General features: G+C 65.9%; 24 protein-coding genes. 10 read left to right on the top strand and 14 right to left on the bottom strand.

Translation table 11 applies throughout. The features are described from left to right. Positions 1–32 precede the first annotated feature (32 nt). From AC1RMG_RS31725 to hflK (AC1RMG_RS31695), 7 genes are all read right to left on the bottom strand, one after another. Positions 33–821, bottom strand: coding sequence for an HvfC/BufC family peptide modification chaperone (locus tag AC1RMG_RS31725; protein ID WP_493171017.1), 789 nt, complete (start codon positions 819–821; stop codon positions 33–35). Next, positions 812–1,657 (bottom strand): MNIO family bufferin maturase, encoded by an 846-nt coding sequence (bufB, locus tag AC1RMG_RS31720; RefSeq protein WP_125062489.1) that lies wholly within the window; start codon positions 1,655–1,657, stop codon positions 812–814. Before bufB ends, AC1RMG_RS31725 begins: the two co-directional genes overlap by 10 nt. A gap of 65 nt (positions 1,658–1,722) precedes the next feature. Then, positions 1,723–1,974, bottom strand: coding sequence for a BufA2 family periplasmic bufferin-type metallophore (gene bufA2, locus AC1RMG_RS31715; RefSeq protein WP_011064355.1), 252 nt, complete (start codon positions 1,972–1,974; stop codon positions 1,723–1,725). Between the two features lie 118 nt (positions 1,975–2,092). Then, positions 2,093–3,997: a cation-translocating P-type ATPase gene (locus tag AC1RMG_RS31710; RefSeq protein WP_123431141.1), complete on the bottom strand. Its 1,905-nt coding sequence runs from the start codon at positions 3,995–3,997 to the stop codon at positions 2,093–2,095. Continuing rightward, on the bottom strand, positions 3,994–5,052 hold the full coding sequence (hflK, locus tag AC1RMG_RS31705; RefSeq protein WP_283990496.1) for a protease modulator HflK: 1,059 nt from the start codon (positions 5,050–5,052) through the stop codon (positions 3,994–3,996). The genes AC1RMG_RS31710 and hflK (AC1RMG_RS31705) overlap by 4 nt, the downstream gene beginning before the upstream one ends. Next, positions 5,049–6,089, bottom strand: coding sequence for a protease modulator HflC (gene hflC, locus AC1RMG_RS31700; RefSeq protein ID WP_401155215.1), 1,041 nt, complete (start codon positions 6,087–6,089; stop codon positions 5,049–5,051). The genes hflK (AC1RMG_RS31705) and hflC overlap by 4 nt, the downstream gene beginning before the upstream one ends. After that, positions 6,086–8,035: a protease modulator HflK gene (hflK, locus tag AC1RMG_RS31695; protein ID WP_493171014.1), complete on the bottom strand. Its 1,950-nt coding sequence runs from the start codon at positions 8,033–8,035 to the stop codon at positions 6,086–6,088. Before hflK (AC1RMG_RS31695) ends, hflC begins: the two co-directional genes overlap by 4 nt. 245 nt (positions 8,036–8,280) lie before the next feature. On the opposite strand from hflK (AC1RMG_RS31695), the gene AC1RMG_RS31690 reads away from it, so the two are divergent. Genes AC1RMG_RS31690 through AC1RMG_RS31665 form a run of 6 tightly spaced genes read left to right on the top strand, consistent with a single transcriptional unit; the run spans position 8,281 to position 14,030 of the window. Beyond that, positions 8,281–8,904, top strand: coding sequence for a CDP-alcohol phosphatidyltransferase family protein (locus AC1RMG_RS31690; RefSeq protein WP_011064360.1), 624 nt, complete (start codon positions 8,281–8,283; stop codon positions 8,902–8,904). Positions 8,905–8,914: 10 nt separating this feature from the next. Further along, positions 8,915–10,672 carry a bifunctional alpha/beta hydrolase/class I SAM-dependent methyltransferase gene (locus tag AC1RMG_RS31685; protein WP_011064361.1) on the top strand — a complete coding sequence of 586 codons (1,758 nt, stop codon included), beginning with the start codon at positions 8,915–8,917 and terminating at the stop codon, positions 10,670–10,672. After that, positions 10,672–12,018, top strand: a complete 1,347-nt coding sequence (locus tag AC1RMG_RS31680) for a phosphatase PAP2/dual specificity phosphatase family protein (protein ID WP_493171012.1) — start codon at positions 10,672–10,674, stop codon at positions 12,016–12,018. Before AC1RMG_RS31685 ends, AC1RMG_RS31680 begins: the two co-directional genes overlap by 1 nt. Beyond that, a complete protein-coding gene (locus AC1RMG_RS31675) occupies positions 12,008–12,463 on the top strand; it encodes a hypothetical protein (protein WP_161466460.1) in 456 nt (151 codons plus the stop codon). The genes AC1RMG_RS31680 and AC1RMG_RS31675 overlap by 11 nt, the downstream gene beginning before the upstream one ends. A gap of 9 nt (positions 12,464–12,472) precedes the next feature. Next, positions 12,473–13,096: a lysophospholipid acyltransferase family protein gene (locus tag AC1RMG_RS31670; RefSeq protein WP_368995770.1), complete on the top strand. Its 624-nt coding sequence runs from the start codon at positions 12,473–12,475 to the stop codon at positions 13,094–13,096. A gap of 1 nt (position 13,097) precedes the next feature. Next, complete coding sequence (locus tag AC1RMG_RS31665; protein WP_011064365.1) at positions 13,098–14,030, top strand: phosphatidate cytidylyltransferase; 933 nt, start codon at positions 13,098–13,100, stop codon at positions 14,028–14,030. Positions 14,031–14,035: 5 nt separating this feature from the next. On the opposite strand, the gene AC1RMG_RS31660 is transcribed toward AC1RMG_RS31665, so the two are convergent. Further along, positions 14,036–14,509: an Lrp/AsnC family transcriptional regulator gene (locus AC1RMG_RS31660; protein WP_011064366.1), complete on the bottom strand. Its 474-nt coding sequence runs from the start codon at positions 14,507–14,509 to the stop codon at positions 14,036–14,038. A 159-nt stretch (positions 14,510–14,668) separates the two neighbouring features. Here AC1RMG_RS31660 and AC1RMG_RS31655 point away from each other — a divergent pair, with 159 nt between their 5' ends. Further along, the gene (locus AC1RMG_RS31655; protein WP_370505724.1) at positions 14,669–15,283 is read left to right on the top strand and encodes a LysE family translocator; all 615 of its coding nucleotides are present in this window, start codon (positions 14,669–14,671) and stop codon (positions 15,281–15,283) included. A gap of 173 nt (positions 15,284–15,456) precedes the next feature. Here AC1RMG_RS31655 and AC1RMG_RS31650 read toward each other — a convergent pair whose 3' ends face one another. From AC1RMG_RS31650 to AC1RMG_RS31625, 6 genes are all read right to left on the bottom strand, one after another. Continuing rightward, entirely contained in the window at positions 15,457–17,607 is a 2,151-nt protein-coding gene (locus tag AC1RMG_RS31650) for a hypothetical protein (protein WP_019093395.1), read from the bottom strand. Then, positions 17,594–18,796, bottom strand: coding sequence for a DUF3142 domain-containing protein (locus tag AC1RMG_RS31645; RefSeq protein WP_145713505.1), 1,203 nt, complete (start codon positions 18,794–18,796; stop codon positions 17,594–17,596). Before AC1RMG_RS31645 ends, AC1RMG_RS31650 begins: the two co-directional genes overlap by 14 nt. A 216-nt stretch (positions 18,797–19,012) precedes the next feature. After that, a complete protein-coding gene (locus AC1RMG_RS31640) occupies positions 19,013–21,052 on the bottom strand; it encodes a 2Fe-2S iron-sulfur cluster-binding protein (RefSeq protein ID WP_065364984.1) in 2,040 nt (679 codons plus the stop codon). Between the two features lie 23 nt (positions 21,053–21,075). Continuing rightward, positions 21,076–21,705, bottom strand: a complete 630-nt coding sequence (locus AC1RMG_RS31635) for a glutathione S-transferase family protein (protein WP_011064371.1) — start codon at positions 21,703–21,705, stop codon at positions 21,076–21,078. A 126-nt stretch (positions 21,706–21,831) separates the two neighbouring features. Continuing rightward, complete coding sequence (locus AC1RMG_RS31630; RefSeq protein WP_493171009.1) at positions 21,832–22,734, bottom strand: LysR family transcriptional regulator; 903 nt, start codon at positions 22,732–22,734, stop codon at positions 21,832–21,834. Positions 22,735–22,804: 70 nt separating this feature from the next. Further along, positions 22,805–23,125 carry a hypothetical protein gene (locus AC1RMG_RS31625; protein ID WP_011064373.1) on the bottom strand — a complete coding sequence of 107 codons (321 nt, stop codon included), beginning with the start codon at positions 23,123–23,125 and terminating at the stop codon, positions 22,805–22,807. Between the two features lie 351 nt (positions 23,126–23,476). On the opposite strand from AC1RMG_RS31625, the gene AC1RMG_RS31620 reads away from it, so the two are divergent. From AC1RMG_RS31620 to AC1RMG_RS31610, 3 genes are all read left to right on the top strand, one after another. Beyond that, on the top strand, positions 23,477–24,703 hold the full coding sequence (locus tag AC1RMG_RS31620) for a PAAR domain-containing protein (RefSeq protein ID WP_015637569.1): 1,227 nt from the start codon (positions 23,477–23,479) through the stop codon (positions 24,701–24,703). Positions 24,704–24,708: 5 nt separating this feature from the next. Next, complete coding sequence (locus tag AC1RMG_RS31615; protein WP_011064375.1) at positions 24,709–25,170, top strand: hypothetical protein; 462 nt, start codon at positions 24,709–24,711, stop codon at positions 25,168–25,170. 281 nt (positions 25,171–25,451) lie between these two features. Next, a complete protein-coding gene (locus AC1RMG_RS31610; protein ID WP_015637570.1) occupies positions 25,452–25,838 on the top strand; it encodes a hypothetical protein in 387 nt (128 codons plus the stop codon). The last annotated feature ends 51 nt before the right edge of the window (positions 25,839–25,889 follow it).

Raw genomic sequence — 25,889 nt, 5'->3', positions numbered from 1 at the left:
AAATAGCAGGCTATCGATTTGATAGTGGTTTTCTATGATTCGCTGCGCATCACCAGGCCATCTTCGACCCACTGTTTCAACCAGGTAACCGCCTGCAGCGGGGCCCCCTCGGCATAAGTGACGGCCAGCCCGGCGCAGAGTTCCGCAAAATTCCACCGTTGCTCGATCATGCCCCGCAGTGCTGTGGCCTCTTCGGCTGGCAGGCTGCGATAACGGCAGACCCGGTCCGCTCGCCAGACCAGGCACAGCTGCTGCTGATCGAGTAAAGCACTGCGGGGGAAATCCGCCTGCTCCTTGACCGCGCGCCACTGGGCCACGCTGTTGTAGCGGTAGTCGAGCCATTGCACACAGGGCGCCAGGCGCAGTTGCAGCTGCGGCCATTGCTCGACATCCAGCCCGGCCATGGCCGCCACCGTCAGCACTTGGGCTTCGGCTGCGTCGAAGGCCAGGGTGAAGGCCCACTCCAGGCGCGCCAGTTCCGCCAGGGGGGCGCCCTGCTCCGGCACCAGATGGCCCTGGATGAATTCGGCAAAGCCCTGCCCCAGCCAGCGCAGGCTGAAATGCCGGGACGGGCACTGGCGAATGTAGGCCTGCGTCAGGGCCTGGAATTCTGCATCCCCCAACCAGTGCCGGATGGCCGGGAAGTCGCTGCCCATGACCTCCTGCAACCGGGCCATGTAGGCGTTGTGATAGATCGCCAGGCCGGTCTCGACATCCAGGGTCGGGCCACCGATCAGGCTGTCTTGCAGGACGGCGCGGGCCTGGGCCTGTTCACCCAACAGATAGGCTTCAAAAGCCAGTTGCCAGTCGTTCAGGCGCATTGCTGCCTCCCGGCCAGGGTCTGTTGCCCGAGATCTCGGGCCTTGTGCAGTTCGCTGAGCAGCTCTTCCAGGGGCGGAAAATGATCGTCGCGCTCCAGCAGGGTGGCCACCGGCCCCAGGTGTTCAAGGGTGCGTTGATACAGCGCCCAGACGGGATCGCAGACCGGGTGGTCGTGGGTGTCGATCACGTAGTCGCCATAATCCTGATGCCCGGCCAGATGCAGTTGCCGCACGCGCTGCGCCGGCAGCGCCTGGATGAAGTGCCAGGGATCGAAACCATGGTTGCGCGAACTGACGTAGACGTTGTTCACATCCAGCAGCAGTTCGCAGCCGCTGAGCTGGCTCAAGGCGGCGAGAAACTCCCACTCGCTGAACTCGTCGGCCGCCGCCCGCACATAACTGGAGACGTTCTCCAGCACCAGGGGGCGCTCCAGAATGTCCTGCACCTGACGCACTCGCCCTGCCACGTAGTGCAGGCTCTCCTCGGTGTAGGGCAGCGGCAGCAGGTCGTGCAGTTGATGGGCGTTGCCCCGGCTCCAGCACAGGTGATCGGAGATCCACGCCGGGTTTGCCCGGCTGGCCAGTTGCCTGAGCCGCAGCAGGTAATCCCGGTCCAGGGCATGGGGGCCGCCGATGGACAGCGACACCCCGTGCATCACGATGGGGTAGCGCTCGGCAATCGCATCCAGGTAATACAGCGCCTTGCCGCCCTGCACCATGAAGTTCTCGGACACCACTTCAAACCAGTCGACGTTGGGCGCCTCGTCGAGAATCTGCTGGTAGTAGGCACTGCGCAAACCCAGGCCATAGCCCAGGCTGGAAGAAAATTCAGACATCGCCAACTCCTTGCCAAGTGGCCGCAGTGGTTGCCAACCCCACTGCGGCAGCACTCGAACGCCGCTTACTCGCCGACTTTGCCGCCTGCTTTGTCACACGCGGCCTGGGTCATGGCCTTGAAGCCCTGGCCTTTGCAGGCGCCCATGCCCTTGCAGGCGTGGTCCTTGGTCTTGCAGTCGTTCTGCCCTTTGCAGGCGTTGACGCCGTAGCAGTGCACCTGGGCATCGGCAGCAGACGCTTGAGTCACGACACCGGCAAACAGAGTGGCGGCAGCAAAAGCCAGGGCAGCGCCGGCGGCGGTTTTCTTCATGTTCATTTTTGTTTCCTCAATAGTCGCAGGGGATCGGCGGGTGCTTGTGCAATCCCGTCATAGCACTAGAGAGAGGAAGCATCCCGGCGTTACAGCCGGGATGAAAAAAACTGCGCGGCGGCGTCTACAGCTTCAACAGCGGCTCCTGGAAACGCAGCAGGCGCCCGGCATTGCCCAGCACCAGCAAGGTGCTCAGGTTGTGCAGCACCGCAGCGATCATCGCCCCCGCCGCCCCCAGCCAGCCGAACGCGGCAAAGGCGACGATGGCCAGGGTCCAGCCCAGGCCGATGATCACGTTGACCTGCAAGGTCCGCCGGCATTCACGGCTCAGGCGCACGCAGGTGCCCAGGCGTCGCAGGTCGCTGCCGATCAGCACCACATCCGCCGAAGCCAGGGCGATGTCCGCACCACCGGCGCCCATGGCCACCCCCACCACCCCGGCCTTGAGAGCCAGGGAGTCGTTGATGCCGTCGCCGACCACCATCGGCCGGAAGCCCTTGTCGATCTCCTCCAGTACCCGCTCAAGCTTGTCTTGCGGCAGGGCCTGGGCCTCGACGTCGGCGATTCCCACTTCCAGTGCCAGGCTGTCGGCCACACTCTGGCGGTCACCGGTGAGCAGCAACTGCCGGCCCAACCCCAGTTCGCGCAACTCGCCCAGGGCATGCCGGGCCTCGGGTTTGACGCTGTCGGCCAGCAACAGCCAACCGAGAAATTCGCCATCAAGCGCCAGGCCGGCAATCGGCCCGTCGTGCCCCGGCACCGGGCTGGTGTCGATACCCAACTGGCGGAACAGCTCCGGGCGGCCAAGGGCCGCTTCGCCCTCCTCGGTACGGGCCACCACCCCAAGGCCCTGGCGTTCATGAATGTCCCCCAGTGGCCATTGCTCTTCCTGGGGCACCAGCCCTGCCAGGGCCCGGCTGACCGGGTGGCTGCTGGCCGAGCCGAGGCTGGCGGCCAGAGTGAGCAGGCTTCGCTGGTCTTCCCGGGGGCTGTCGATGGCCTGCAAACGCAAGCTGCCGTACGTCAGGGTGCCGGTCTTGTCCACGACCAGGGAGGTCAGGTCCGCCAGCTCCTCGAGAAAGGCCGAACTGCGAATCAGGATGCCGTGGCGCGCGGCCACAGCGATCCCGGCGATGGCGGTGGCCGGCGCCGACAGCACCAACGCGCAGGGACAGGCCGCCACCAGCACCGCGAGCATGGCTTGGGCATCGTTGGTGATGAACCAGGTCACCGCCGCCAACAGCAACACCAGCACCATGTAACTGCCGGCATAGCGCTCCAGCAAACGGGTGATGGGCGGCTTGGCGCGCTCGGCGCTTTGCATCAGGGCAATCACCTTGCCCAAGGTCGACTCCTCGCCGGTACGGGTGACCTGCACACGCAACAGCCCATCGAGATTGATTGCGCCGCCAAATATCTGCATGCCCTGAACCGCTTCCAGGGGGACCGATTCGCCAGTGATCGGCGCGGTATCCAGGCTCGCCTGGCCGGACACCACCAGACCATCGGCGGGCACCCGATCGCCGGCGCGTACTTCCACCAGGTCGCCGGCCTTGAGGCTGGCGTTGTCCACTTCCACGACGCTGCCATCGGCCCGTACCTGTCGCGCCAGGCTGCGGGTCAAGCGGCCCAGGGCGTCGATGGCTTCCTGGGAGCCGATCACGCTGCGCTCTTCCAGTACGTGGCCGAAGATCATGATGATCGGCAACAGGGCCGCGGTCAGCAGGTCGCCAGTGGCCCAGGCGCCGAGCATCGCCAGGGCGATCAGTTGGTCGGTAATGCCGTGCAGGCTCGGGTAACGCAGGCTGAACCAGGCCGAGCGCATTACCGGCACCGCCACCAGCAGCGAGGCGACACCCAACAGCAACTGGCTGACGCCCACCTGCCCTGGGGCCAGCCAGCGCCAGACCAGGCCAAGGGCCAGAAGCCCCAGGGCGAGCATGGCCAGGGTCAACTGGCGGGCGGCGCTGCGTTGCTCGGCCGAGGTCAGCATGCTGGCGGGGGGCGCGGCATGGGTGGTGGCAGTCATTGTTCGGCTCCCTGAATGATCAGGCGTGAATCGTCTTTGGGATTGACCGTGGTCACCGAACCGGCCTGCCCGAGAATCTTCGGCAGGCGTTCACGGTAGATACGCAGCAGCATTTCCGGGTCGGTGCCGTTGCGCTGCGCCTGGGCCAGGCTCTGCACCGTGGCAGTCTGGGCCCGGGCCAGGGCCAGCCGTTCGCTGGCCTGGGCATGGGCCACTTGCAGGCTGCGGTCCGCCTGCTGGTTGGCGCCCTGGGTCAGTTTTTCCGCTTCGGTGCGGGCGTTGGCGACCGCCTTGTCGGCTTGCTGGCTGGCAGTGAGCACCGCGTTGAAGGCGCTGACCGCCGGGCCGGGCAGGCTCGATTGCACATCCACCCGCGTTGCCTCGACGCCAATGCCCTGGCCGCTGGTGGTCAACTGCGCCAGGCGCTGGTTGATGCTTTGCAGCAGATCGCCCCGCAGCCGCTCACGACGCTCGGCGGCCTGGTTGTCGCTGCCGATCAGTTCCGGGCGCGCCACCAGGATGGTGTCCAGGTCACGGGCGGCGGTCAGGGCCACGGCACTGCGGGTCACCAGCCGATCCAGGGCCGGCAGCACGTGGTCAGCCTGGAGCACATAGGCGTAGGGATCGCTGACCTTGTAGAACACCCGCACGTCCAGCTGTACCACACCGGCATCGCCAGTCAGCAGGTAACCGGACCCGGCCAGGGTGTCGTTCAAAGGCGTGGCCAGGGTGGCAACCCGGTCCCCTTCCAGAGCCGCCTCGGAACGCAGCAAACCCTCCACCCGCCGCTCCAGTACCCGGTCGGCGGCGGGCAGCAGCACCACCTGCTCAAAAGGCTGGGGCCAGGCCAAGAGCAATCCGGCACTCTGCACCCTTTCCAATTTGCCAAAGTGCAAGACCATGGCCCGGTTCTGCGGGTCTATCTGCCGCACATTGGAGAAGGCCCAGGCCAGCGCCGCCAGTACTGTCACCCCGTACAAGGCGATGAATGCCAGACGCCCGGCCTGGATCCACGGGCTGCTCAACTCATTTGTTCCACGTGGAACCTTATTCATGGTTGCGAACCAGCGGCTTTGCCCGGCAGGTTTGGCGGGCCATCCACCAGCACCCGGAAAGGCGCCGCGTCGGTGCGCAGGATCAACTTGGTGCCCGGAGTCACCACAGTACCCAGGGTGTCCAGTGAGCGCAGCAAGTTGTACAGCTGCGGGGAACTGGCGTAGGCGCGGCCATAAATCTGCGCCGCTTCAAGCCGGGATTGCGCCTCGATATCCGCGGCCTTCACCGTGGCATCGGCCTGGACGATCCGCGCATCGCGTTCGGCGCCAGAGCGGATTTGCGCCGCTTCGCGCTTGCCGATGGCGGTGCGTTCCGTGGCGATGGTTTCACGCTCGGCGCGCATGCGGTCCACGGTGGCGGTCAGGGTCACCGAGGGCAGGGTCAGACGCTCCACTCCCACCTGCACCACTCGCACTCCGTAAGTGGAAAGCAATTGCTGTTCGATCTGCTTGCGCAGTTGCGCTTCGAAATCAGCGATGCGCACCTGGCTGGCATCGGTGTTCACCAGGTTGGCCAGATCGAAGCTGCTGGCGGTGGTTTCCAGGGCCGAACCGACAAAGGTGCGGATCTGCCGCGCCGCTTCGTCCGGCTGGTTCTGCACCGCCCGCATGAAACGCTGCACATTGTCCGCGTCGCCCTGGACCCGCCAGGCCACGTAGGCCTGGACGATAATCCGCAAACCGTCGCGGGTGCCCACATCCTGCAAGCCACTGGACGTGGTGCGCAGGCGCAGGTCCACCGGGATCGCCGCTTCAAAGGGTGCCGGCCAGCGCCAGTTCAGGCCCGGCTCCAGCAGCACCCGCGCCGGGTTGCCGAAGCGGGTGATCACCGTGGCCTCACCGGAGCGCACTTGCACCAGGCTCGCCGCGGCCACGGCAAACAGCACCAGTAGCACGGCCCAGCCCATGCGCCGCCAGGGGAAAGGCCCGGCCTCGGCCGGCGCCCCATGATGATGGTGGTGATGCCCGTGATGGTGGTGATGGCCGTGCCCGTGGTCGTGGCCGGCGTGATCGTGGGAATGGGAGGACTGGCTCAATGGACGGCTCCTGGCTGAGCGGCTTTACGCGGCGCCGAAGGGTCGGCCGGCAAGGTGAACGTACGCAGGTCGAGGGTCGGCGCGCTGTCCCCCCCCAGACGATGATCAAGAATCAGCAGCTTGGCCTGGCTCAGGCCCTGGCTCAGCTGGCTCAGGTACTGCTCGAGAACGAAGGCCTGCCCCGCACTGGCGAAGGCTTTCTGTTCGGCGGCAAAGCGCAGGTCGGCAGCCTGGGCCGCCGCCTGCACTTCGCGCGCATCGGCCTGGGCCTGGTCGCGGGCCACGCTGGCTTGCAACTGCGCCTGGTTGGTCTGCTCGGCAGCCGCTCCACGTTCCCGGGAAATCAGCGCCTGGGCGCCAATCTGCGCCGCTTGCACACCGTGGTAGGCATTGGCCGCGCCAGCCGGTGGATGGATGGCCTCGACTACCGTGGCAAGAATCTCTACCCCGCTGTCGAGCCGGTCCAGATCGCCCTGCACGGCCCTGCCGATGTCATCGGCCAGCCCGGTGCGGTCCTGCCCCAGCAGGCCATCGAGGGTGCGCGAGGCAAAGTCGTGCACCAGCACGCGGCTGGCGGTGCTGCGGATCAGCGTCGGCACATCGCTGCTGTTGTAAGTGGCGGCCAGCGCCGCAGCGTCGCCCAGGCCGATGCGGTAGACGAAGCGCACGTCCATGTTGACGATCTGAAAGCTCTGTTGCTGGGCATTGCCGCTGGCGATCACCTGGGATTTGTCATTCACGTGGCTGGCATCCCACAGGCGGTTGGCAATGGCGGGGGCCGGGCCTTCGGCGGGGGCCGCTTGAAGCGGCTGCGAGTTTTCGCCCACGCTGGTGGCCAACTCATGGACCACGCCGTTTTCCACCGTCAGTACCCGCCCCAGGGGCCAGGGCAGGCCCAGATGCAGGCCCGGGCCAAAGACCTGTACCGGCTTGCCGAAACGCTCGTAAATACCGCGATTTTGCATGGAAAGTTCATGAACGCCGGTCAACAGCCAACCTACCGCCAACACCACCAGCAATACCGGTACAAAGGCCCGGCGCATATAGGCGAAGGCCCAGATCTGCCGCAGATCGATGCCAAAACGGTTGTGCAATTCATGCTGCAGGCTGAGCAGGGGTTGGGGCGGCCAACGCAGCATGTCGGCAACAAAACTGTGGGCCAGAAGCCGTGGCTCCAGCTGTTCGCGCTGTGGGCTGAACAGCGACAGCACCGCGCGCAACAACAACTCGCCGGCCACCAATGCCGGCAGCAGCCCCGTCAGCACCGCCAGCCGTACTGGCCACAAGGCCGTGTCGCTGCTGAACAACAGGCACAGGGCGCTCACCAGCAAACAGATAATCGCCACCCGCAGCAGCTGCGCCAGGGCGCCGGCTTCCGGCCATTCCCCTGGGTGCTCCTGGGCCAGTTGGCGTTCCAGCACCAGCAGGGCAAACGCCAGCAGCAGAGCCAGGACCGCCACCACGCTGGCACTCAGGCCCAGGGCGGTGGCGGGCAACGACAGGTTGAACACCTGCACCACGCTATACAGGATCAGCAGCGACCAGCCACCAAGCCACAGGGTAGGCGCGCCGATCTGCTGCAACAGGCGCCGCCCGCGCAGGGTCAGGGCAGCCGCCAGCCGGCCCTGTGGCTGCCGATCCTCCACGGCCTCGGGCGTGACAACCGGCGCCGGGGTGATGACCTCTTCGCGCCAGCGGCTGACCCAGCACGCCGATTGCAGCCCGGCCACCACCACCAGCAAGGCACACGAAAGGTTCACCAGCAGTGCCGGCCAGATGGTCAGCGCCGCAAACAGATCGACAAACACCGCCGCCACCAGCCCCAGCACCGCCAGGCCCAGCAAAGCGGCGCCCCAGCGCTGCAAACGCGCCGCATGGGACGCCGCCTGCTGAAACCGTGGCAAGGCAGCCACCTCGCCACCTTGCGTCTCAAGATCGACTTGCATACCACCCCGCCGCTCTGGTCCGGCCCTGTGGATAAACCCACGGGCCGAAGAAATTCGAAACAATTCGTTACTATATAACGAGCCGAGTGAAATTTTTGTCCCGCGCCATGCCTTTTCATCTATTGCGTACGTCGTAGACACAGAGACAGCTGTTTGCTCATGACAAAACTTCTGATGTCAGCCCCCTGGCATTTAAGGCAATAATCCAGCCCTGCTCACCGCGTGCGACAAGGAACCGTCCCATCATGCTCTCGATTTACCAGCTCAAACCGCGCTTTCAGAACCTGCTGCGGCCGTTGGTGCAGCGCCTGTACGACAACGGCACCACGGCCAACCAGATCACTGTCCTGGCCGCCGTCATCTCGGTCCTGGTCGGCACCGTCATCGCCCTGTTCCCCGGCCATGCCTGGCTGTTCGCCCTGATTCCCCTGTGGATGATCCTGCGCATGGCGCTCAATGCCATCGACGGCATGCTGGCGCGGGAATTCGGCCAGCAATCGCGCCTGGGGGCCTACCTCAACGAACTCTGCGACGTGGTCGCCGACAGCGCCCTGATCCTGCCTTTCGCCCTGTTGCCCGGGGCCAGCCTGCTGCTGGTGCTGGCCGTGACCCTGCTGGCGCTGTTCAGTGAATACGCCGGGGTGCTCGGGCCCATGGTCGGGGCCTCGCGGCGCTACGACGGGCCCATGGGCAAGAGCGACCGCGCCTTCATCCTCGGCGTGCTGGCCACCGGCATCGCCCTGGGCTGGCTCAGCGCCCTGTGGATAAACGGCGTGCTGGCACTGGTCGCCGCACTGCTGGTCTACACCCTGATCAATCGGGTCCGCCAGGGCCTCAAAGAAGTTCAGCACAATGCTCCCTCTGCATAAGGAAATGGCTATGCGCGACGCTCAACACCAGACGTTCCGAACCCATGACGGTGTCGAACTGTTCTACCGCCACTGGCCAGCCACTGAAGTGGCCCCTGGCGAACCGCGGCAAGCGGTGATGCTGTTCCACCGCGGTCACGAACACTCCGGGCGCATTGCCCACCTGGTGGAAGAGCTGAACCTGCCCCAGTTCGATTTCTTCGCCTGGGATGCCCGTGGCCATGGCCAGTCGCCGGGCGCCCGTGGCGACAGCCCGAGCTTCGCTACCAGCGTGCGCGACGTGCAGACCTTCTGTGATCACCTGGGCAGCGCCCACGGGATTGCCGAGGAAAACATCGCCGTGGTGGCCCAGAGCGTGGGCGCGGTGATCGCGTCCACCTGGGTCCACGACTACGCGCCGCGCATCCGCTCCCTGGTGCTGGCCTCGCCGGCGTTCAAGGTCAAGCTGTACGTGCCCTTCGCCCGGCCCGGCCTGGCCCTGATGCGGCGCTTTCGTGGCAACTTCTTCGTCAACAGCTACGTCAAGGCGCGCTTCCTGAGCCACGACCCGGAGCGGGTCCGCAGCTATGACAGCGACCCGCTGATCACCAAGGCGATCTCGGTGAATGTACTGCTGGGCCTGTATGAAGCGGCAGACCGGGTGGTAGCCGACGCCCAGGCGATCCAGGTGCCGACCCAGTTGCTGATCTCCGGCTCCGACTTCGTGGTGCATCGCAAGCCCCAGGAGCAGTTCTTCGAGCGCCTGGGCAGCCTGCACAAGGAAAAGCACATCCTCCCGGGCTTCTTCCACGACACCCTGGGGGAAAAGAACCGGGCGCCGGCCATGGCCAGCATCCGTCGCTTCATCCTGCAGAATTTCGAGCGCCCGCTGAACCGCCCTGCCCTGCTGGACGCCGACCGCCTGGGCGTTACCTGCGCCGAGTCCGAAGCCCTGGCCGCGCCGCTGCCGCACAATTCCCTGCGCGACCTGTACTGGCGCGCCACCCGTGCCAGCATGCGCCTGGGCAGCCAGCTGTCGGCGGGGGTCAAGCTGGGCTTCGACACCGGTTTCGACTCCGGCAGCACCCTGGACTACGTCTACCGCAACCGCCCCACCGGGCATTCCGCACTGGGCCGGATGATCGACCAGAACTACCTGAACTCCATCGGCTGGCGCGGCATCCGCCAGCGCAAGCTGCATGTGGAAGAACTGCTGCGCCTGGCCATGGAAAAACTCCGTGAGCAAAACAGCGAAGTGCGCATCGTCGATATCGCCGCCGGCCACGGCCGCTACATCCTCGAAGCCCTGCAAGGGGTCAGCCCGCTGCCGGAGTCGATCCTGCTGCGCGACTACAGCGATATCAACGTGCGCGACGGCAGTGCGCTGATCCAGGAGAAAGGCCTGGGGGACATCGCCCGCTTCGTCAAAGGCAACGCCTTCGACCGCGAGGACCTCGCAGCCCTGGACCCGAAACCCACCCTGGCGGTGGTCTCCGGGCTCTATGAGCTGTTCGCCGACAACCAGATGGTCGGCGGCTCCCTGGCGGGCCTGGCCAGTGCCGTGGAGCCCGGCGGCTACCTGGTGTACACCGGCCAGCCGTGGCACCCGCAGCTGGAACTGATCGCCCGCGCCCTGACCAGCCACCGCGAAGGCCAGGCCTGGGTCATGCGCCGCCGCACCCAGGCGGAGATGGACCAACTGGTGGAGGCCGCCGGCTTTCGCAAGGTCACCATGCGTGTGGATGAATGGGGGATTTTCAGCGTATCCCTGGCGCAACGGGTGCAATGATGGCCGCAGGCGCCTTGCCGGCCCGGGAGCCGGGCCTGCTGAAACCCGCGGTGCTCTGGCTGCTGTTGCTGGCACCGCTGTTCTTCAGCACCTACGGCTTCGCCACCTGGGTCACCGCCCAGCGCGACGACGTCGGCAGCATGGTCTTCGACTGGGAACGGCACATGCCGTTCTGGGCCTGGACCATCGTGCCCTACTGGTCCATCGACCTGCTCTACGGCTTCTCCCTGTTGTTGCCGCGCAGCCGTGACGAGCTCAAGCGCCACGCCCTGCGCCTGCTCACCGCCCAGGTGATCGCGGTCAGTTGCTTCCTGATCTGGCCATTGAGCTTTACCTTCTCCCGGCCGGAACTGGACGGGGTTTTCGGCTGGCTGTTCGCGGTGCTGGCCGGCTTCGACAAGCCCTTCAACCAGGCGCCGTCGCTGCACATCGCCCTGCTGGTGGTGCTCTGGGTCTGCTACGCACGGCATACCCAGGGCTTCTGGCGCTGGCTGGTGCATGGCTGGTTCGCGCTGATCGGGGTCTCGGTGCTGAGTACTTATCAACACCACTTCATCGATGTACCCACAGGCGCCCTGGCCGGCTGGCTGTGTGTCTGGCTATGGCCGCTGGACCGTCCCAGCCCATTGTTCAGTGCCCGTGCGGCCCAGGACCCGAAGCGCCGCCAGCTGGCCCTGCGCTATGGCCTGGGTGCGGCGCTGTTCGCCGGGGCAGCCTTTGCCTGGGGCGGCGCCGCGCTGTGGCTGATCTGGCCCGGCATGGCGCTGTTGCTGGTGGCCCTGAACTACGCCCTGCTGGGTGCCGAGGGTTTCCAGAAGCGCCAGGACGGCAGCCTCAGCCCCGCTGCACGCTGGTTGCTGGCGCCTTACCTGGCGGCGGCCTGGATCAACTCGCGGCTGTGGACAAGAAAACATCCACAGCCGGACCCGGTTGTGGATAACGTCTGGCTCGGGCGCCTGCCGACACCGGCCGAGCTCAAGGACAGCCCGTTCGACGCCGTGCTCGACCTGTGCGCCGAGCTGTCCCTGGACAGCCGCGGGCTGCGGGCCTACCAGAGCCTGCCGGTGCTGGACCTGTGCGCCCCCAGTGCCGAGCAGTGCCTGGCCGCCGCCCACGCCATCGAACGCCTGCGCCAGCAAGGGCCGCTGCTGGTGTGCTGCGCCCTGGGTTATTCGCGCAGCGCCACGGCGATTGCCGCCTGGCTGCTGCACAGCGGCCGCGCAGCCACGGTGGATGCCGCCATCGTGCAGATCCAGCGGGCCCGCCCGCAGATCGTCCTGCACCCCGCCCACCGCCAGGCGCTGCAAGCCCTGAGCAGCGCCGGGAGAACGGCCCATGTCCACTGAAATGCAGCTCTACAGCGTGGCCAGCCTGCTGCGCCGGGGCCGCGCCCTGGATCAGTTATCCACAGGCCTGACCCTGCTCGGCGCGCTGTATGGCCTGGGCCAGTACCTGCTGACCAGCGTCACCCTGGGCGGGCTGCTGGTCAGCCTGGCCCTGGTGCTGCTGGGGGTTGTGGAAAAGTACCTGGCGCTGCGGGTAGCCTTCGACGCCGACCTGTTTCAACGCGTGGCCGACGCCCCAACTACCCTGGAACACAGTACCCAGGCCCTGGACCAGGCCCTGAGCGCCCTCGGCCTGCAACCCGCGCAGCGCGGCGGCCGGCCCTGGGACCAACGCAGCCGCGGGGCCCTGGGCCTGCTGCGCCGCCAGGCATTACTGCTGGCAGCACAAGTGCTGGTGATACTGAGCGTGATCCTGGTCAGCCCCTGGCTGACCTTTGCCGGATAAGGAATGCCCATGTTCGAACCTCTGGTCGCCAATCTCATCACCTCCGCCGCCCGCAGCATCACCGGCGCCCGCAGCCTGTGGCTGGGCTCGGCACCGCGCGCGGTGCAGCGGATCTACTTCGCCAACCACAGCAGCCACGGCGACTTCGTACTGCTCTGGGCCTCCCTGCCGCCGGCCCTGCGCAAACTGACGCGGCCCGTGGCCGGCGCCGACTACTGGCAGAAAAGCAACCTGCGCCGCTACATCATCAATCGGGTGTTCAACGGCGTGCTGATCGACCGCGAGCGCAAGGAGGCTGTGGATAACAACCCCCTGCAACCCATGATCGATGCCCTGGAGAACGGCGACTCGCTGATCATCTTTCCGGAAGGCACGCGCAACCCCGAAGACGGCCTGCTGCCGTTCAAGAGCGGGATCTACCACCTGGCCAAGCGTTATCCACAGGTTGAGGTGATTCCGGTGTGGATCGCCAACCTCAACCGGGTCATGCCCAAGGGCCGCTTCCTGCCCCTGCCGCTGCTGTGCACCACCAGTTTCGGCGCCCCCCTGACCCTGGAAGAAGACGAAACCAAGGAACACTTCCTCGAACGCAGCCGCGCCGCGCTGCTGGCCCTGGCCCCGGAGCACACCTGAGATGGATAAGCAGACCCTGATGTTATTCGGCGGCATCGGCGCCATTCTGGTGCTGGCCTCGCTGATCGGTTTCATCCTCCAGTGGCGCACCCGTGGCGCGCCCAACCCGGTGATCGACAACCTCAATGCGCGGATCAATGCCTGGTGGGTGATGGTGCTGGTGATCGGTATCGCCTTCTGGCTCGGCACCGCGGCGGTGATCCTGCTGTTCTATGCGGTTTCGTTCTATGCCCTGCGGGAATTCCTCACCCTGACCCCGACCCGGCGCAGCGACTACCCGGCCCTGGTGGCGGCCTTCTACCTGGCCCTGCCCCTGCAATACCTGCTGATCTACTCCGACTGGTACGGGCTGTTCTCGATCTTCATTCCGGTCTACGTGTTCCTGCTGCTGCCGATCCTCGCGTCGCTCGGTGGCGACAGCACGCACTTCCTGGAGCGTGCCTCCAAGGTCCAGTGGGGGCTGATGATCGCGGTGTTCTGCGTGTCCTTCGTGCCCGCCCTGCTGACCCTGGACATCGCCGGCTATGAAGGCCGCAACCTGCTGCTGATCGCTTACCTGGTGATCGTGGTGCAGCTCTCGGACGTGCTGCAGTACGTCTGTGGAAAACTCTTCGGCAAGCGCAAGATCGCCCCCAACCTGTCGCCGTCCAAGACCGTGGAAGGCTTTGTCGGCGGCATCCTGCTGGCTTCGATGATCGGCGGGGCGCTGTTCTGGATCACCCCGTTCAATGTCTGGCAGTCATTCCTCATCGCCCTGCTGATCAACCTGCTGGGCTTTGCCGGCGGCATCGTCATGTCGGCGATCAAGCGCGACCGCGGGGTCAAGGACTGGGGGCACATGATCGAGGGCCACGGCGGCATGCTCGATCGCCTGGATTCGGTGTGCTTTGCCGCGCCGATCTTCTTCCACCTGGTGCGCTACTGGTGGACCTGACCCCTTCAGCCCGGTAGATGCCCCAATGGCAGGGGCCCCGGGGTTTTCACCGTGTGAATCGCGAAGTTGCTGCGGATGTCGCTGACCCCGGGGATCTTCAGCAAGTGGCCGGTCAGAAAGCGGTCATACCCACGCAGGTCCGGGACCACCACTTGCAGCAGGAAATCCGATTCACCCGATACCAGGAACGCCGAGATCACCTCCGGCAACTGCAATACCGCCTGGCGGAAGGCTTCGGCCTCGGCATCGTTGTGTCGCTCCACCTTGACCCCGACGAACACGGTCAGCCCCAGGCCCACCTCGTCGCGGTCCAGGGTGGCCTGGTAGCCACGGATCACCCCGGCCTCTTCCAGCATGCGCACCCGACGCAGACAGGGTGACGGCGACAGGCCGATCTCTTCGGCCAGCTGCACGTTGCTCAGGCGACCATCGCGCTGCAGCGCGGCGAGGATCTTGCGGTCATAGGCATCAAGTTTCATGTTTGGCATATCCAGATGGTGATTCCGTTCATTCGTGGAACATTATGCCAATTTCAGCTTTCCCGTTGGTTGATTACGCAAGCACCTGCCCTGCCCTGTGGCCCTAAACTGGGCGCACCGACTCGACAACGAAGGGGGTGCAAGGTGGCGCAACTGTGGATGTATTTCCTGGCTCTGGCGGTGGTCTACCTGCTGCCCGGCCCCGACATGATCCTGCTGCTGCAAACCGGCGCCCGCCAGGGCAGGGCCCAGGCTCTGGCCACCGCGCTGGGCCTGGCCCTGTCCCGCGGCTGCCATGTGGCCCTGGCCGCGCTGGGCCTGGCGGCGCTGTTCAAGGCCGCGCCCTGGACCTTCGACCTGGTACGCCTGGCGGGCGCCGCCTACCTGCTGTGGATTGGTATCCAGTGCCTGCGGGCGAACCTGTTGCCCAACCTTGAGCCCGGCACCGCCGCAGCCACGCCCCTGCGCTGGCGCGAGGCGATCCAGCGCGGCCTGTTGACCAACCTGCTGAACCCCAAGGCATTGCTGTTCTGTTCGGTACTGCTGCCGCAGTTCGTCGATCCCCAGGCCGGTGCGGTGGTCCCGCAATTCATGACCCTGGGGGTGCTGCTGGTGGCCGTGGGCGGCCTGTTCGACTGCTGCTACGCCCTGGCCGGTGCCGGGCTGGGCCGCTGGATGCAGCGCAGCCCGTCGGCGCAACGAGTGCAGCAATGGCTGTTCGGCAGCCTGCTGATCGGCTTCGCCCTGCGCCTGACGTTCGTCCAGCAGGCCTGACGGCACCTGTAGCCGCTGCCGAGCCTCGGCGAAACTGCGCGAAGGTCCGCAGGACCTTGCCTGGCGATCCCCGTCAAAATGTTCGCCCCAGAGATCGCCGCGACCGCTGCGTCGGAGTGCCGCCCAGCTCGTACCCAGCCTGCGGCAGCGGCTACAGGATCCTGGGCACGCCTTTATGTCGCCTTGTGCGAGGACACCGCGCGGCGGCGTCGGAACAGGTAGGCCGCCCCCAACAGCAGCACGCCGGCACCGGCGCCGGCAGCCAGCCTGTGCTCGGCCACCGCAGAACGGGATGCGTCCAGCCACTGGGTCAGGTAGCGCTTGTTGGCGCTGCCGAAGTCCGGTTCCTCACAGTTCATGCCGAAGTTGCCGGCCCACTCCACAAAGGGACCGTTCTGCACATAGCGCCGGTAGTACTCGATCTCGGCATCGCTGCCCCGGGTCCAGCGCGCCGCCTTGCACAGCACCGCGGCATAGGCCTGGCTGGTGTGGGGCAGGAAGTCCGCCGCCTGGTTGCCCAGCTCGCCGGCCACGTAGCGATAGTGGTAGCGCACATCGGGTTCGGCAGTGGTGGCCTGCTGGCGCTGCACTTCGTCGGCGCTGATCAGCGGGCCAGCCTGTACCGGCGGGATTTCCAGGCTGTAGCTGCCCCACAGGCTGTGGTAGTCCGGCCCCATCTCGTAGCCGAGGATCTCCATCCCCGACGCCCGTGCCAGCTTGCCCGCCTGGTAATAGGCCTCGGCTCGCCGGGTTGGCAGCCAGGCCGACTCGGCGCTGCGCCGGTACTCGCCGTAGGCCTTGGCGATCGCCTGGCGCTCGGGGGTGTAGAAGTAGCCCCAGCCCTCTTCGTAGCGGCCCTCGCGCAACAGCCGCCGGCCCAGCAGTTCGCGTACCTGGGCGGCAATCGGCAGGCTCTCGTAGTAGGCATCGGGCTGCTGGGGGACGAGCGGCGGCGCCGGAACCTGGGCGTCGACGAAATGCTTGAGTTCATCCAGGGTCAGCACTCGCTCAGCCACGGTTGCCGCGTCGTGCCAGTAAATGTCGCCACTGCGGTAGAGCAGCTCGAACGCCTGCACATAGTCGCCACGGTCCAGGGCCAGCAAGGCGCTTTCGCCTTCTACCCGGCAGCCCGGCTTGAGGTCTTCATAGTTGCCGTCGTAGTCGCCGCGAAAGCCCCAGCTCTCGTCCCGGGGGAAAGCCGCGGCGGCCTTGGCGTAAGCGGCTGCGGCCGCAGCCTTGTCGCCGTCGCGCACGGCCAGCTTGGCCCGCAGCCACCAGGCCAGGCCACCGTCGCCGGCATGCTCGAGCAGCAACCGGGTGGTGGCGAAATCGCCGTTCTGGTAATTCAGCGCCGCCAGGCGATCGGCGTTGTCGAAGGTGCCGGCGGTGCCCTGGCTCAGCAGCTTGATCAGTTTTTGCTCGGCCTCCGGCTTTTCACCGAAGGACCAGCCCTGGTGCGAAACCAGTGAAGCCGTGAGCAAGCGCGCCACCGAGGGCTGCTTGAGCTGCTCCAGCAATTGCGCGTCCGACAGGCCGCCCAACTCGCCCACCACCTGCTTCAGCGAGCTGTAGCCGACCTCCGACCCCAGCAGGTTCTGGCTGGCATACAGGTCGATGGCCTCGCTCCAGTGGTTCTGGTTCTTCAGAATGCGCGCCTCTTCTCCCAGGCTGGCGATGCCCAGCTCCAGGGGGTCGCTGAAGCCGTCGATGCTCAGTTGGCGGGTCTGGACGAAGGCCTGGCGCGCCGCCAGCAAGGTGTCGCTGCGCCCCTGGTCGTCCAGCTCGTTGGCTTCTTCACTGATGGCTTGCAGGGCCCGGCCCAGGGAGTAGGCGGCCCAGGTACTGCGCAGCGCCCGCTGCTCGGCGGGCAGCGCCAGCACCTTGCGGAAATACTCCGCCGCCAGCTCATGATCCCCGGCGCCGAAGGCCACCGCGCCCGCGGTGTAGAGGTTGATCTGCGGCGGCAGGCTGGCCCCTTGCTGCTCCGCCACGCGCCCGTCATTGAGCGTGCGCAACTGCCCGACCAGGGCTTTCTGGGCGTCGTCCAGCCCTTGCTGTTCCGCCCAGTTGCGCGCCTGCACCTCGTAGCTGTCAGGCAGGTTGTAATCGCGGCTGAAGGCATCCTTGACCACTGGCTTGAGCCCGACGATGGGCTTGCCCAGGCGGGACACTTCGAACTGGAAGCTGCCTTCCGGCAACTGCGCCAGGGTCTGCGGGCGATCCTCCAGCAGGCGCATGGGGAAGGTCGGACCGCAGGCCAGGGCCGGGGCCAAGGGCAGGCACAGGCTCAGGCACAGCAGGTAGCGGGATCTAGGGACGAACATGTGCAGCTCCTTGGTCAATTTTTGTACAGCGGGCCCAGCCCACGGCCCGGGTGCCGCCCGCCGCCAGACGGCCGGCCTGCTGGCGGGTCAATAGCAGCTGGCCGTCACGCAGCTCGGCGGAATAACCGCCCAGCCCGTCGAATCCGTCGCATTGGGCAACGGCCAGGGTCAGTTGTTCAGGCAAAGGGCGGTCGAGATTGCCCGGGTTGTCCAAGCGGATATCGAAGAGACCGTCCTGCTCCTGCAGGCTGATGCCCAAGCGGCTGTCCAGCACGTCTCCACGGGCCACCGCGCGCAGGGTATCCAGGCTCCAGGCGCGGACATCGCCCTTGAGCGGCAGGCGAAACCAGATCAGCCCGGCCAGATGGGCCGGCGGATCATTGCGCAGGGTCTTGGCCAGTTGGCTCAGTTGCTCGGGGTCGGCCATCAGTTCCCGGCGCTGGCCCCGGCGCGCAATGGGCGCCTCGCTTTCCACCACTGGAGCCTGGGCGGTGCCGGGCAGCAAGGCCACGCCGTAGGCAGGCAGGGCCAGGTAGAACGGCTTGTCGCTGACCCCAGCCCAGCGCCTGGCCCATTGTTCAGCCTGGTGCGGGTCGAACAGCCCGCGCCGGGGGTCGCTGACCGCATGTACCTGGAGCACGCTGCTGTCGACCTGAGCCAGCAGCCCGGGCAACTCGCGGCTGTCGAGCCAGGCGGGCAGCGCGGTGATGCTCAGGGCCAGCTGCTGCGGCAGCACCTCGCGCAGCCGCCGCAGGAGCCCGGCATAGGCCGGCAGCCGGGCGCTGCCGGCATCGTGGTCGATCTCCAGGCCGGCCAGGGTCAGGCCCTGCCCTTGCCAGTCGGCCAGCAGTTGCTGCACCTGCTGGAGGATGTCGTCCTGGTTCAGGGACGGCAGTTGGCCATCCAGGCGCACCACCGCAATCAGTGGGCGACCGTCTTGCTTGAGCAAGGCGGCGTCGATCCGCGCCCGGCTCCAGCCGGCCTGTGGAAAAGCCTGCAGGGCCAGCACCCGGACGGTGGAAAAGTCCGCCCGCGAGCCTGCCAGGGCGTCGGCGTGGGCCGGGGTCCACTGGCGTTGCCAGATATAGAGTTGCTGATCCAGCGGCGGCCCCTCTTCATGACGACAGGCATTGAGCAGCAGCCCGCAGACCAGCACGGCGCAAAGACGGAGCAAAAACCGGGGGAGCATGAATCGTTGATTCCCTTTAACGCAAAAGCCCCGGAATACCGGGCGCCATACACCTGATCGACATCGCCTGTAGCCGCTGCCGGGCCCGCGAGGCAGCGAAAAGAACCGCAGGGCCTTCCCCCCTCACTTACAACCCGCAGCTACTGCGACAAAGCAGCCGCCAGCCTACGCAGCAGCGCGGTTGGCAGCAATCGCCGCAAGGAGTTTTTCCCGCTTCTACAGGTCCAGCACCAACGCTGGCACCAGGTTATCCACAGCCGCCGGCACCGCGCAGCAGATCAGTACCTGCCCCGGATCCGGTAACTGTGCAGGCACCTGTGGATAATTCACCTGGCCGCTGATCAACCGAGTCTGGCAAGTGCCGCAGGAGCCGCCACGGCAACTGAATGGCGGATGCAGGCCGGCACTCTCCGCCAGTTGCAGCAGGCTGCCGCTGGCCGGCTCCCAGGACAGCTCCCGGCCGGCCTGCTGGAACCGCACCGCCACGGCCCGGGTGGCGGCAGGCGGTTGGGCAAAGGGCACGGCCTCGGGGTCCGGCCGGCGGCGCAGGGTCGAAGGGCCGAAGGTTTCGGCATGGATCTGCCGGTCGTCGATATCCAGGTCCCGCAGGCTGTCGTACAGGCCCTGGGTAAAGGCCCCGGGGCCGCAGAGCACGAAGTCTGCGCGGTCAAGATCCAGGTCCGGTTGCGCCAGCAGCAGTTGCACATCGATGCGCCCGCAATGATCGAAGCCAGCACCCGGCCGGGCCCCGGCTTCCGGCTGGCTGAGCAGGCGCAGCAGCCGCACTGAATCCCCAGCCTGCGCCAGCAGGGTTTGTAGCTCCTTGGCAAAGGGTTGCTCGGCAAGCGTGCGCGAACCCTGGATCAACCAGGTGGGCCGGGTATGCCGGGTGCGCAGGCCCTGGTACAGCACCTCCCGCAGCATCGACAGCAACGGTGTGATGCCGACCCCGGCCGCCAGCAGCACCAGTGGCTGTGACGACAGCGCATCGGCAGTGAAACGCCCCTGTGGGGCGCGGGCCTGCAGCAAGTCGCCGACCTTGAGTGCCTGATGCAGGTGGCGGGAAACCTGGCCCTCGCGCTTGACGCTGATACGCAGAAAATCATCGGAAGGCGCGCTGGACAGGCTGTAGGTGCGAATCAGCGGCTGGCCGTCGAGCACGACCTGCACGGGCAGGTGCTGGCCGGGCACAAAGCTCGGGGCGCCGGCTGCATCCGCCGGCTCCAGGTAGAAGGAGCGAATGCTGCTGCTTTCGTCCTCGATCCGGGTCACCCGCAATGGCCGCCACTGCTGGCCCAGGGCCGTGGCGCGCAGCCGAGCCTCGGCTTGCGGCCAACTGCCGGTCAGCAGGCTGTTGGGGGAAAAACCCTGCAACTGCCAACGCAGGGACAGCGCCGCCGGGCGCCGTACCAGCCGCTCCACGGTAAAGCGCCACAACCGCTCGGCGCCCTGGAAAGCCTTGACCAGCGGCCCGTCGTGGATGATTTCGGTGCGGCCACTGAGCTGCAGCAGCTCACCGCTGGGAAAGTCGATGAACAACAAGCCGGCCCGGGGGTTGAGCAGCAGGTTGCCCAGGGTGTTGAAGTGCAGGTTGCCGGCAAAATCCGGGATGGTCAGGCAATTGCCCTCGACCCGGACGAACCCGGCCTGGCCGCCACGGTGGGACACATCCACCGAGCGCTGGCCGTCCAGGTCGACGTAGCTGGCGACAAAGAAAGTGTCGGCGCCACCGATCAGGGCCCGAGCCTCAGGATCCAGGCCGTCGCGATACTGTGCCGGCCGGCTGGCGGGGTCGCTCAAGGGCACCTGCTGCAGCTCGCGCTGCTGGATGTATTGCGGGCAATTGCCGAACGCCTGTTGCACCGTCACGCTGAAGCCGTGGCGGTCCACAGCACTGACCCGGCCATTGAGGCGGTTGCGCCGCCGGGTGTGCAGTTCAATGCCCAGCAAGCCCAGGGCCGCACCTTCCTGCAACTGCACGGGGTCGTCGGCGGCCGGCAGGCTGCCCAGGCGCAGCCGGGTCGCCTCGGGGGCCTGGGCGAAACCGGGCGGGCCTTCGAGAATGCTCGCCCAGGGGTTGCCCTGGGCATCCACCGCGCCCACCAGGATGAACGGCAACTGCCCGTAGAACTGCCGGTGCTGATCCGGCATCGCCTGGCGGATCACCTTGGTGCCAAAGGCCTCCATGCGCTCGGCCACTCCGGCCCGGGCCTGCAACTGCCGCTCGCCGGCATGCCAGGGGGAACTGCTGCTCATGGTGCTGCCTCCGCAGGTGCGCCTCAGGCGCTTTTGAGCCCCGCCGCCGTGGACGGCATGGGCACGAAGCCCGGCAAGGCCTCGATCCGCGCCAGCCAGGCCCGCACGTTGGGATAATCGGCCAGGGACACGTTGCCCTCCGGCGCGTGGGCGATATAGCTGTAGCCGGCGACGTCAGCGATGGTCGCCTGTTCACCCACCAGGAACGGCCGGTTCGCCAGTTCCTGGTCCATGACCTTGAGCAGGCCGTGGGCCCGGGCAATGACCTCCTCGGCATTGAAGGTGGCGCCGAACACCGTGATCAGTCGCGCCGCCGCCGGACCGAAGGCGATCGGCCCCGCCGCCACCGACAACCAGCGCTGTACCTGCGCCGCGCCCACCGGGTCGGTGGGCAACCAGCGGCCGCGGCCATAGCGTTGCGCCAGGTACACCAGGATCGCGTTGGAGTCCGCCAGCACCGTGCCCTGGTCATCGATCACCGGTACTTGGCCAAAGGCGTTGAGGGCCAGGAACTCGGGCTGCTTGTGGGCACCCTGGGCCAGGTCGACAAAGATGGTTTCGGTAGGCAGGTCCAGCAGCGACAGCATCAGCTCGACACGGTGAGCGTGGCCGGACCGGGGAAAGTTGTAGAACTTGATGGGAAGCAGGGACATGCTCGACTCCGCAGGCTGGGACGCGGTCGAAGGGCCGCGCTGGCAGGGCCATCTTGGTCCATGACGCAAAACAACAGAATCACCAGAAATCGCAATCCGGCATTTCAGCCAGTGCAATAAAGCTGATCAAGTATTGAGCGATGGATGCTCGCGCAGGGCCTGCACGGCGAAATCGACAAAGCTGCGTACCCGCGCCGGCGCCTTGCGACCGCCCTGGTACACCACGTGGATCGGCAAGGGCGGCAGCTCGAAATCCGCCAGCACGATCTGCAGCTGGCCGGCAGCGACCTGATCGGCCACCTGATAGGACAGCACCCGGGTCAGGCCCAGCCCCAGGCAGGCGGCACTGATGGCGGCCTGGTTGGCGCTCACCAGCAGCCGCGGTTCCGGGCGCAGGCTCAGAGCGCGCCCGGCGTCGTTGAATTGCCAGTGGCGCGCCTGGCCGGTGGAGGATGGCGCAATCAGCGGAGCCTGGCGCAGGTCATCGGGGTGCTGGGGGCAACCTTGGGCCGCCAGGAATCCGGGGGCTGCACAGACCACCCGGCGCACCTGGCCTGCTCGGATGCTGTGCTGGCCGCTGTCCGGCAATTCGCCGATGCGCACCGCCACATCGATGCCTTCATCCACCATGTTCGCCACTCGGTCCACCAGCAAGGCGTTGATGCTGACCTGTGGATAACGCTGCAGGTAGCGCACCAGCAGCGGGGTGACGAACAGATCGCCGAACAGCACCGGCGCAGTCAGGCTCAGTTGCCCCCGTGGCTGGGCGTGGATGCCGGCGGCCGAGGCCTCGGCATCCTGCACCTCGGCGAGAATGCGTCGGCAGTCCTCCAGATAACGTTGCCCGGCTTCGCTCAGGTGCACCTTGCGGGTGGTGCGTACCAGCAACTGGGTGCCGATGCGCTGTTCGAGGGCTGCCACGGCCCGGGTGACGCTGGCCGCCGACAGGTTAAGGCGCCGCGCAGCCGCGGCGAACCCCTGCTCCTGGGCGACACAGACGAACACCTGCATTTCCTGAAACCTGTCCATGTCTTATCTCACCTGGCAGCGCCCGCCCGACAGGCGCCCCGCACGCGCAGCATAATCCACGGCCACGACGTCAGGGAGCGCACCAGGTCTGCACCTCGTGCTTGTCGAATCCGGGGCAACGGTTGGTTTTGGCAATCAACCGGTAAGGTTGGTCTTGGGCGTAGGAAAAATAGAAGTAGTACTGCTGATCTTCACCGTATAGCCAATAGGAAGAGGAACCCTGGTTGATCAGGGTCGGTTCAAAGGTCCAGATGGACGATTCAGCAGGAATGAAATTGGTTCGGTCCATCAGCAGCAAGAGGCTGTTGGAGAGCACTGGGGTCAGGACTCCCAGGCCCAGGACAGCCACCATCAGAACGATCATCCATCCATGAATCAGGCGAAGTGTCATTGGTTTTCCATTAGCGCGCTAAAAAATTCCGGCCTGTGCACAAGTCGGGATTCGCCGGGGCGTCCACTGGCACTCGCAGTGGATTCGCAGAACCAAAACTGTCGCACAAAAATAACGCTCTGATTTCAATTGTTTTTCGAAGATCCAACGCGGACAGGCGAGCAAGGACAAGGGTGCACCCCAGCCGTTTGGTTCCTTCCCGCCGGCGGCGTGAAGCGCTAGTGGTCCCCTGTGACGACAGACTGCCTTCCAGCTCTTGCCGCGCCCCCGGTTACTCTTTGATAATCCGCCGCTCGGGCCACCCACTGGCCCCAGGGAAGATGCGTATCGCATCGCAGGCGGAGTCTCAGCATGGATGTACAGGCCGCAGCGCGGTTGGGCGACGACATCGCCCATGGATTCGGAGTTGCTGCCATGCTCGCCGGCGCGGTCGCAGGCGCTCTCATTGGCGCGGCCATCATTGCGGCGACCGCGGCAACAGGCGGCCTGGCGGTGGTGATCCTGGCGGGTTCGGTCGCCGCCGGTGGCCTGTCGATGTTCCAGCTGGTGAAGGGGCTGTCGACCATCTTCGATCTGCCCGAGCCAACCACCGGTGAACTCATAAGGGGCAGTCCCAACGTATTCGTCAACTTGCGCAATGCCATGCGTGCCGGCGAGGACGTGTCCAGTTCCTGTACCGGCTTTCCCGTGGCGCATCCCCCCTGGCCCTTCCCGGTCACCATCGCCGAAGGCAGCGCTACCGTGTACATCAACGGCAAGCCGGCGGCGCGACTGAGCAGTAAGATGACCTGCGGTGCGCATATCAAGTCCGGTAGCCCGAACACCTTCATCGGCGGTCCGACGCTGCAGGTGGAATTCGTGCTGGATATCGAGGGCTGGCTGCATACCGGCCTGGAGGCGCTGGGCCTGGTCGCCGCCGCCGGCGCGCTGGTGCTGGCCGCCATGGCCGGCCTCGCGGCCCTGCTGACCACCGTGGCGGTGGGGGCCGCGATCTATGGCGGCATGGAGTTGCTGGGCCAGCTCGGCGACCGGCTCGGCCCGGGCTACCGTGACCTGCTGCAAGGTATCGCCGGCCTGGCGCTGCTCGGCGCCGGGCCGAAAATGGCCAAGCTGAGCGCCGAACGCAATGCTGCGCGACTGGCCAACCAGTCGCAGGTGCTCGAGGTGCGCACGGCCGCCCAGGTCAACGAGGCGATGGTCGCCGAGGGCAACTTGCCGGCTTGGCTGGAAGGCACCCAGGTCAAGACCGAAATAGTGCCACCGGGAAGGCAATACCAGATGGTCGTCGCCAAGGGCCAGGCCGAAGCCATCATGCAGGGCAAGCCAGCCTTCGGAGGTTTCGCCGCCCCCGAGCCGATTCCCAGCCAGGCCTATGCTCGGGATAAACTGGTGATCCTCGATCGATTCAAGACAGACGTATCCCATGTGATCACCGTCGAAACCACCGCACCGCAAAAGATTCACAGTGGTATCACCGGCCCGCTGGAGAACTACAAGGGCGGCGTACAGCAGGTGGAGTTCGTCGGTGACAGGAATCTGAAAATTGTCGGCACGCCTGGTGTGCTGCCTGTGGAGTGAAAGTTGTGATTAGTGATTTCGAGCGGATCCGCGAAGACGGCAAGGTCATCGACGAAAACATGACGGTGGACCAGATGATCGCCCTGGGGTGGTCTCCTTGCCGGGTCGTCGAGGCTCGCTGGCGCTGGCAGGAACAGCTCCTGAGCGTGGTCAACAGCCGCGGCCTGCTGGCGATCGTGGTGCCGGATCGGCAACACCTGGCCATCCTGTGGAACGATGACGATACGGGCGTGGCCGCAACCCTCTACGTGGTCTCCGGCGACCGCCAGCAACAGATCAGGATTGCCGACCAGTTACTGATCAATGGCCAGCTCGAAGCAGGTATCTACAGCTGGTTCGAGCAGTTCCCGCAGGTTTCGCCCAGCATCTTTACCTGCATGTTCAGCCGTCAGCGTGACCAGGCAATGTTCAGGGTGGATATCGACGCGTCGACTGGCGACATTGTTTCGATACAGCATTCGCGCTGAGCGCTGTTCAGCACCGCCACGCCTGAGCGACGAGCGCTGCAGGCAGGCAAAGGGAAATAACAAAGAGGGGAGCCCGGCTGGGCTCCCCTCTTGCTGTGTCAGCTTCGATGATCCAGGACCATCACTTGAGTGATAGTGAAGATTAAAGACTGTCTCGCCGGCCCAAGGAAATATCGCCCCGAATGCTGTCGCGGAATTGTTTCCTACTGATGCTGGCAGCGGCATGGCGCTGAGATGGGCTTGCCAATTTGGCAACCCATCACAGTAGAGAGAGGCCTGATATGCCCACTTTGAATCCTGCAATCACGCTGGTCGGCAACCTTGACCAATTCAACCATGATGGTTTCGAGATCGAAGCCATGAACTTCCTCTTCGATCGCCTTGATCGTGGCAACCTGACGGTGGATGGCGAGCCCCTGTACATTGGCAATCAAGCTGTCCATCACTACACCTGGCGCGACAAACAACGTAACCGCACCTGCTCAATGTTCTACACGTATGGCAATACCCCGAGCAGTCATCTTTCGGTTTATGGCCTGGGCAAACACGTTGGTGACAGCGACAAGGAATACGCGCTCTACACCTGGATCGACAAGAAAGAACAGCTGTACACCCTGGCCCCAACCCGCAGCGATTCACGCTTTCGCTCGCTGCTAGCGCCCAACTGAGTCGGCGCCATGTGAAGCAGCCCCCTGCAACAAGGCGCTCATCTGGAGCGC

It is taken from the genome of Pseudomonas sp. GW822-FHT04H02 (assembly GCF_058800645.1).
The sequence above is the reverse complement of the archived record's forward strand: the minus strand, read 5'-3'. Positions and strand labels throughout refer to the sequence as shown.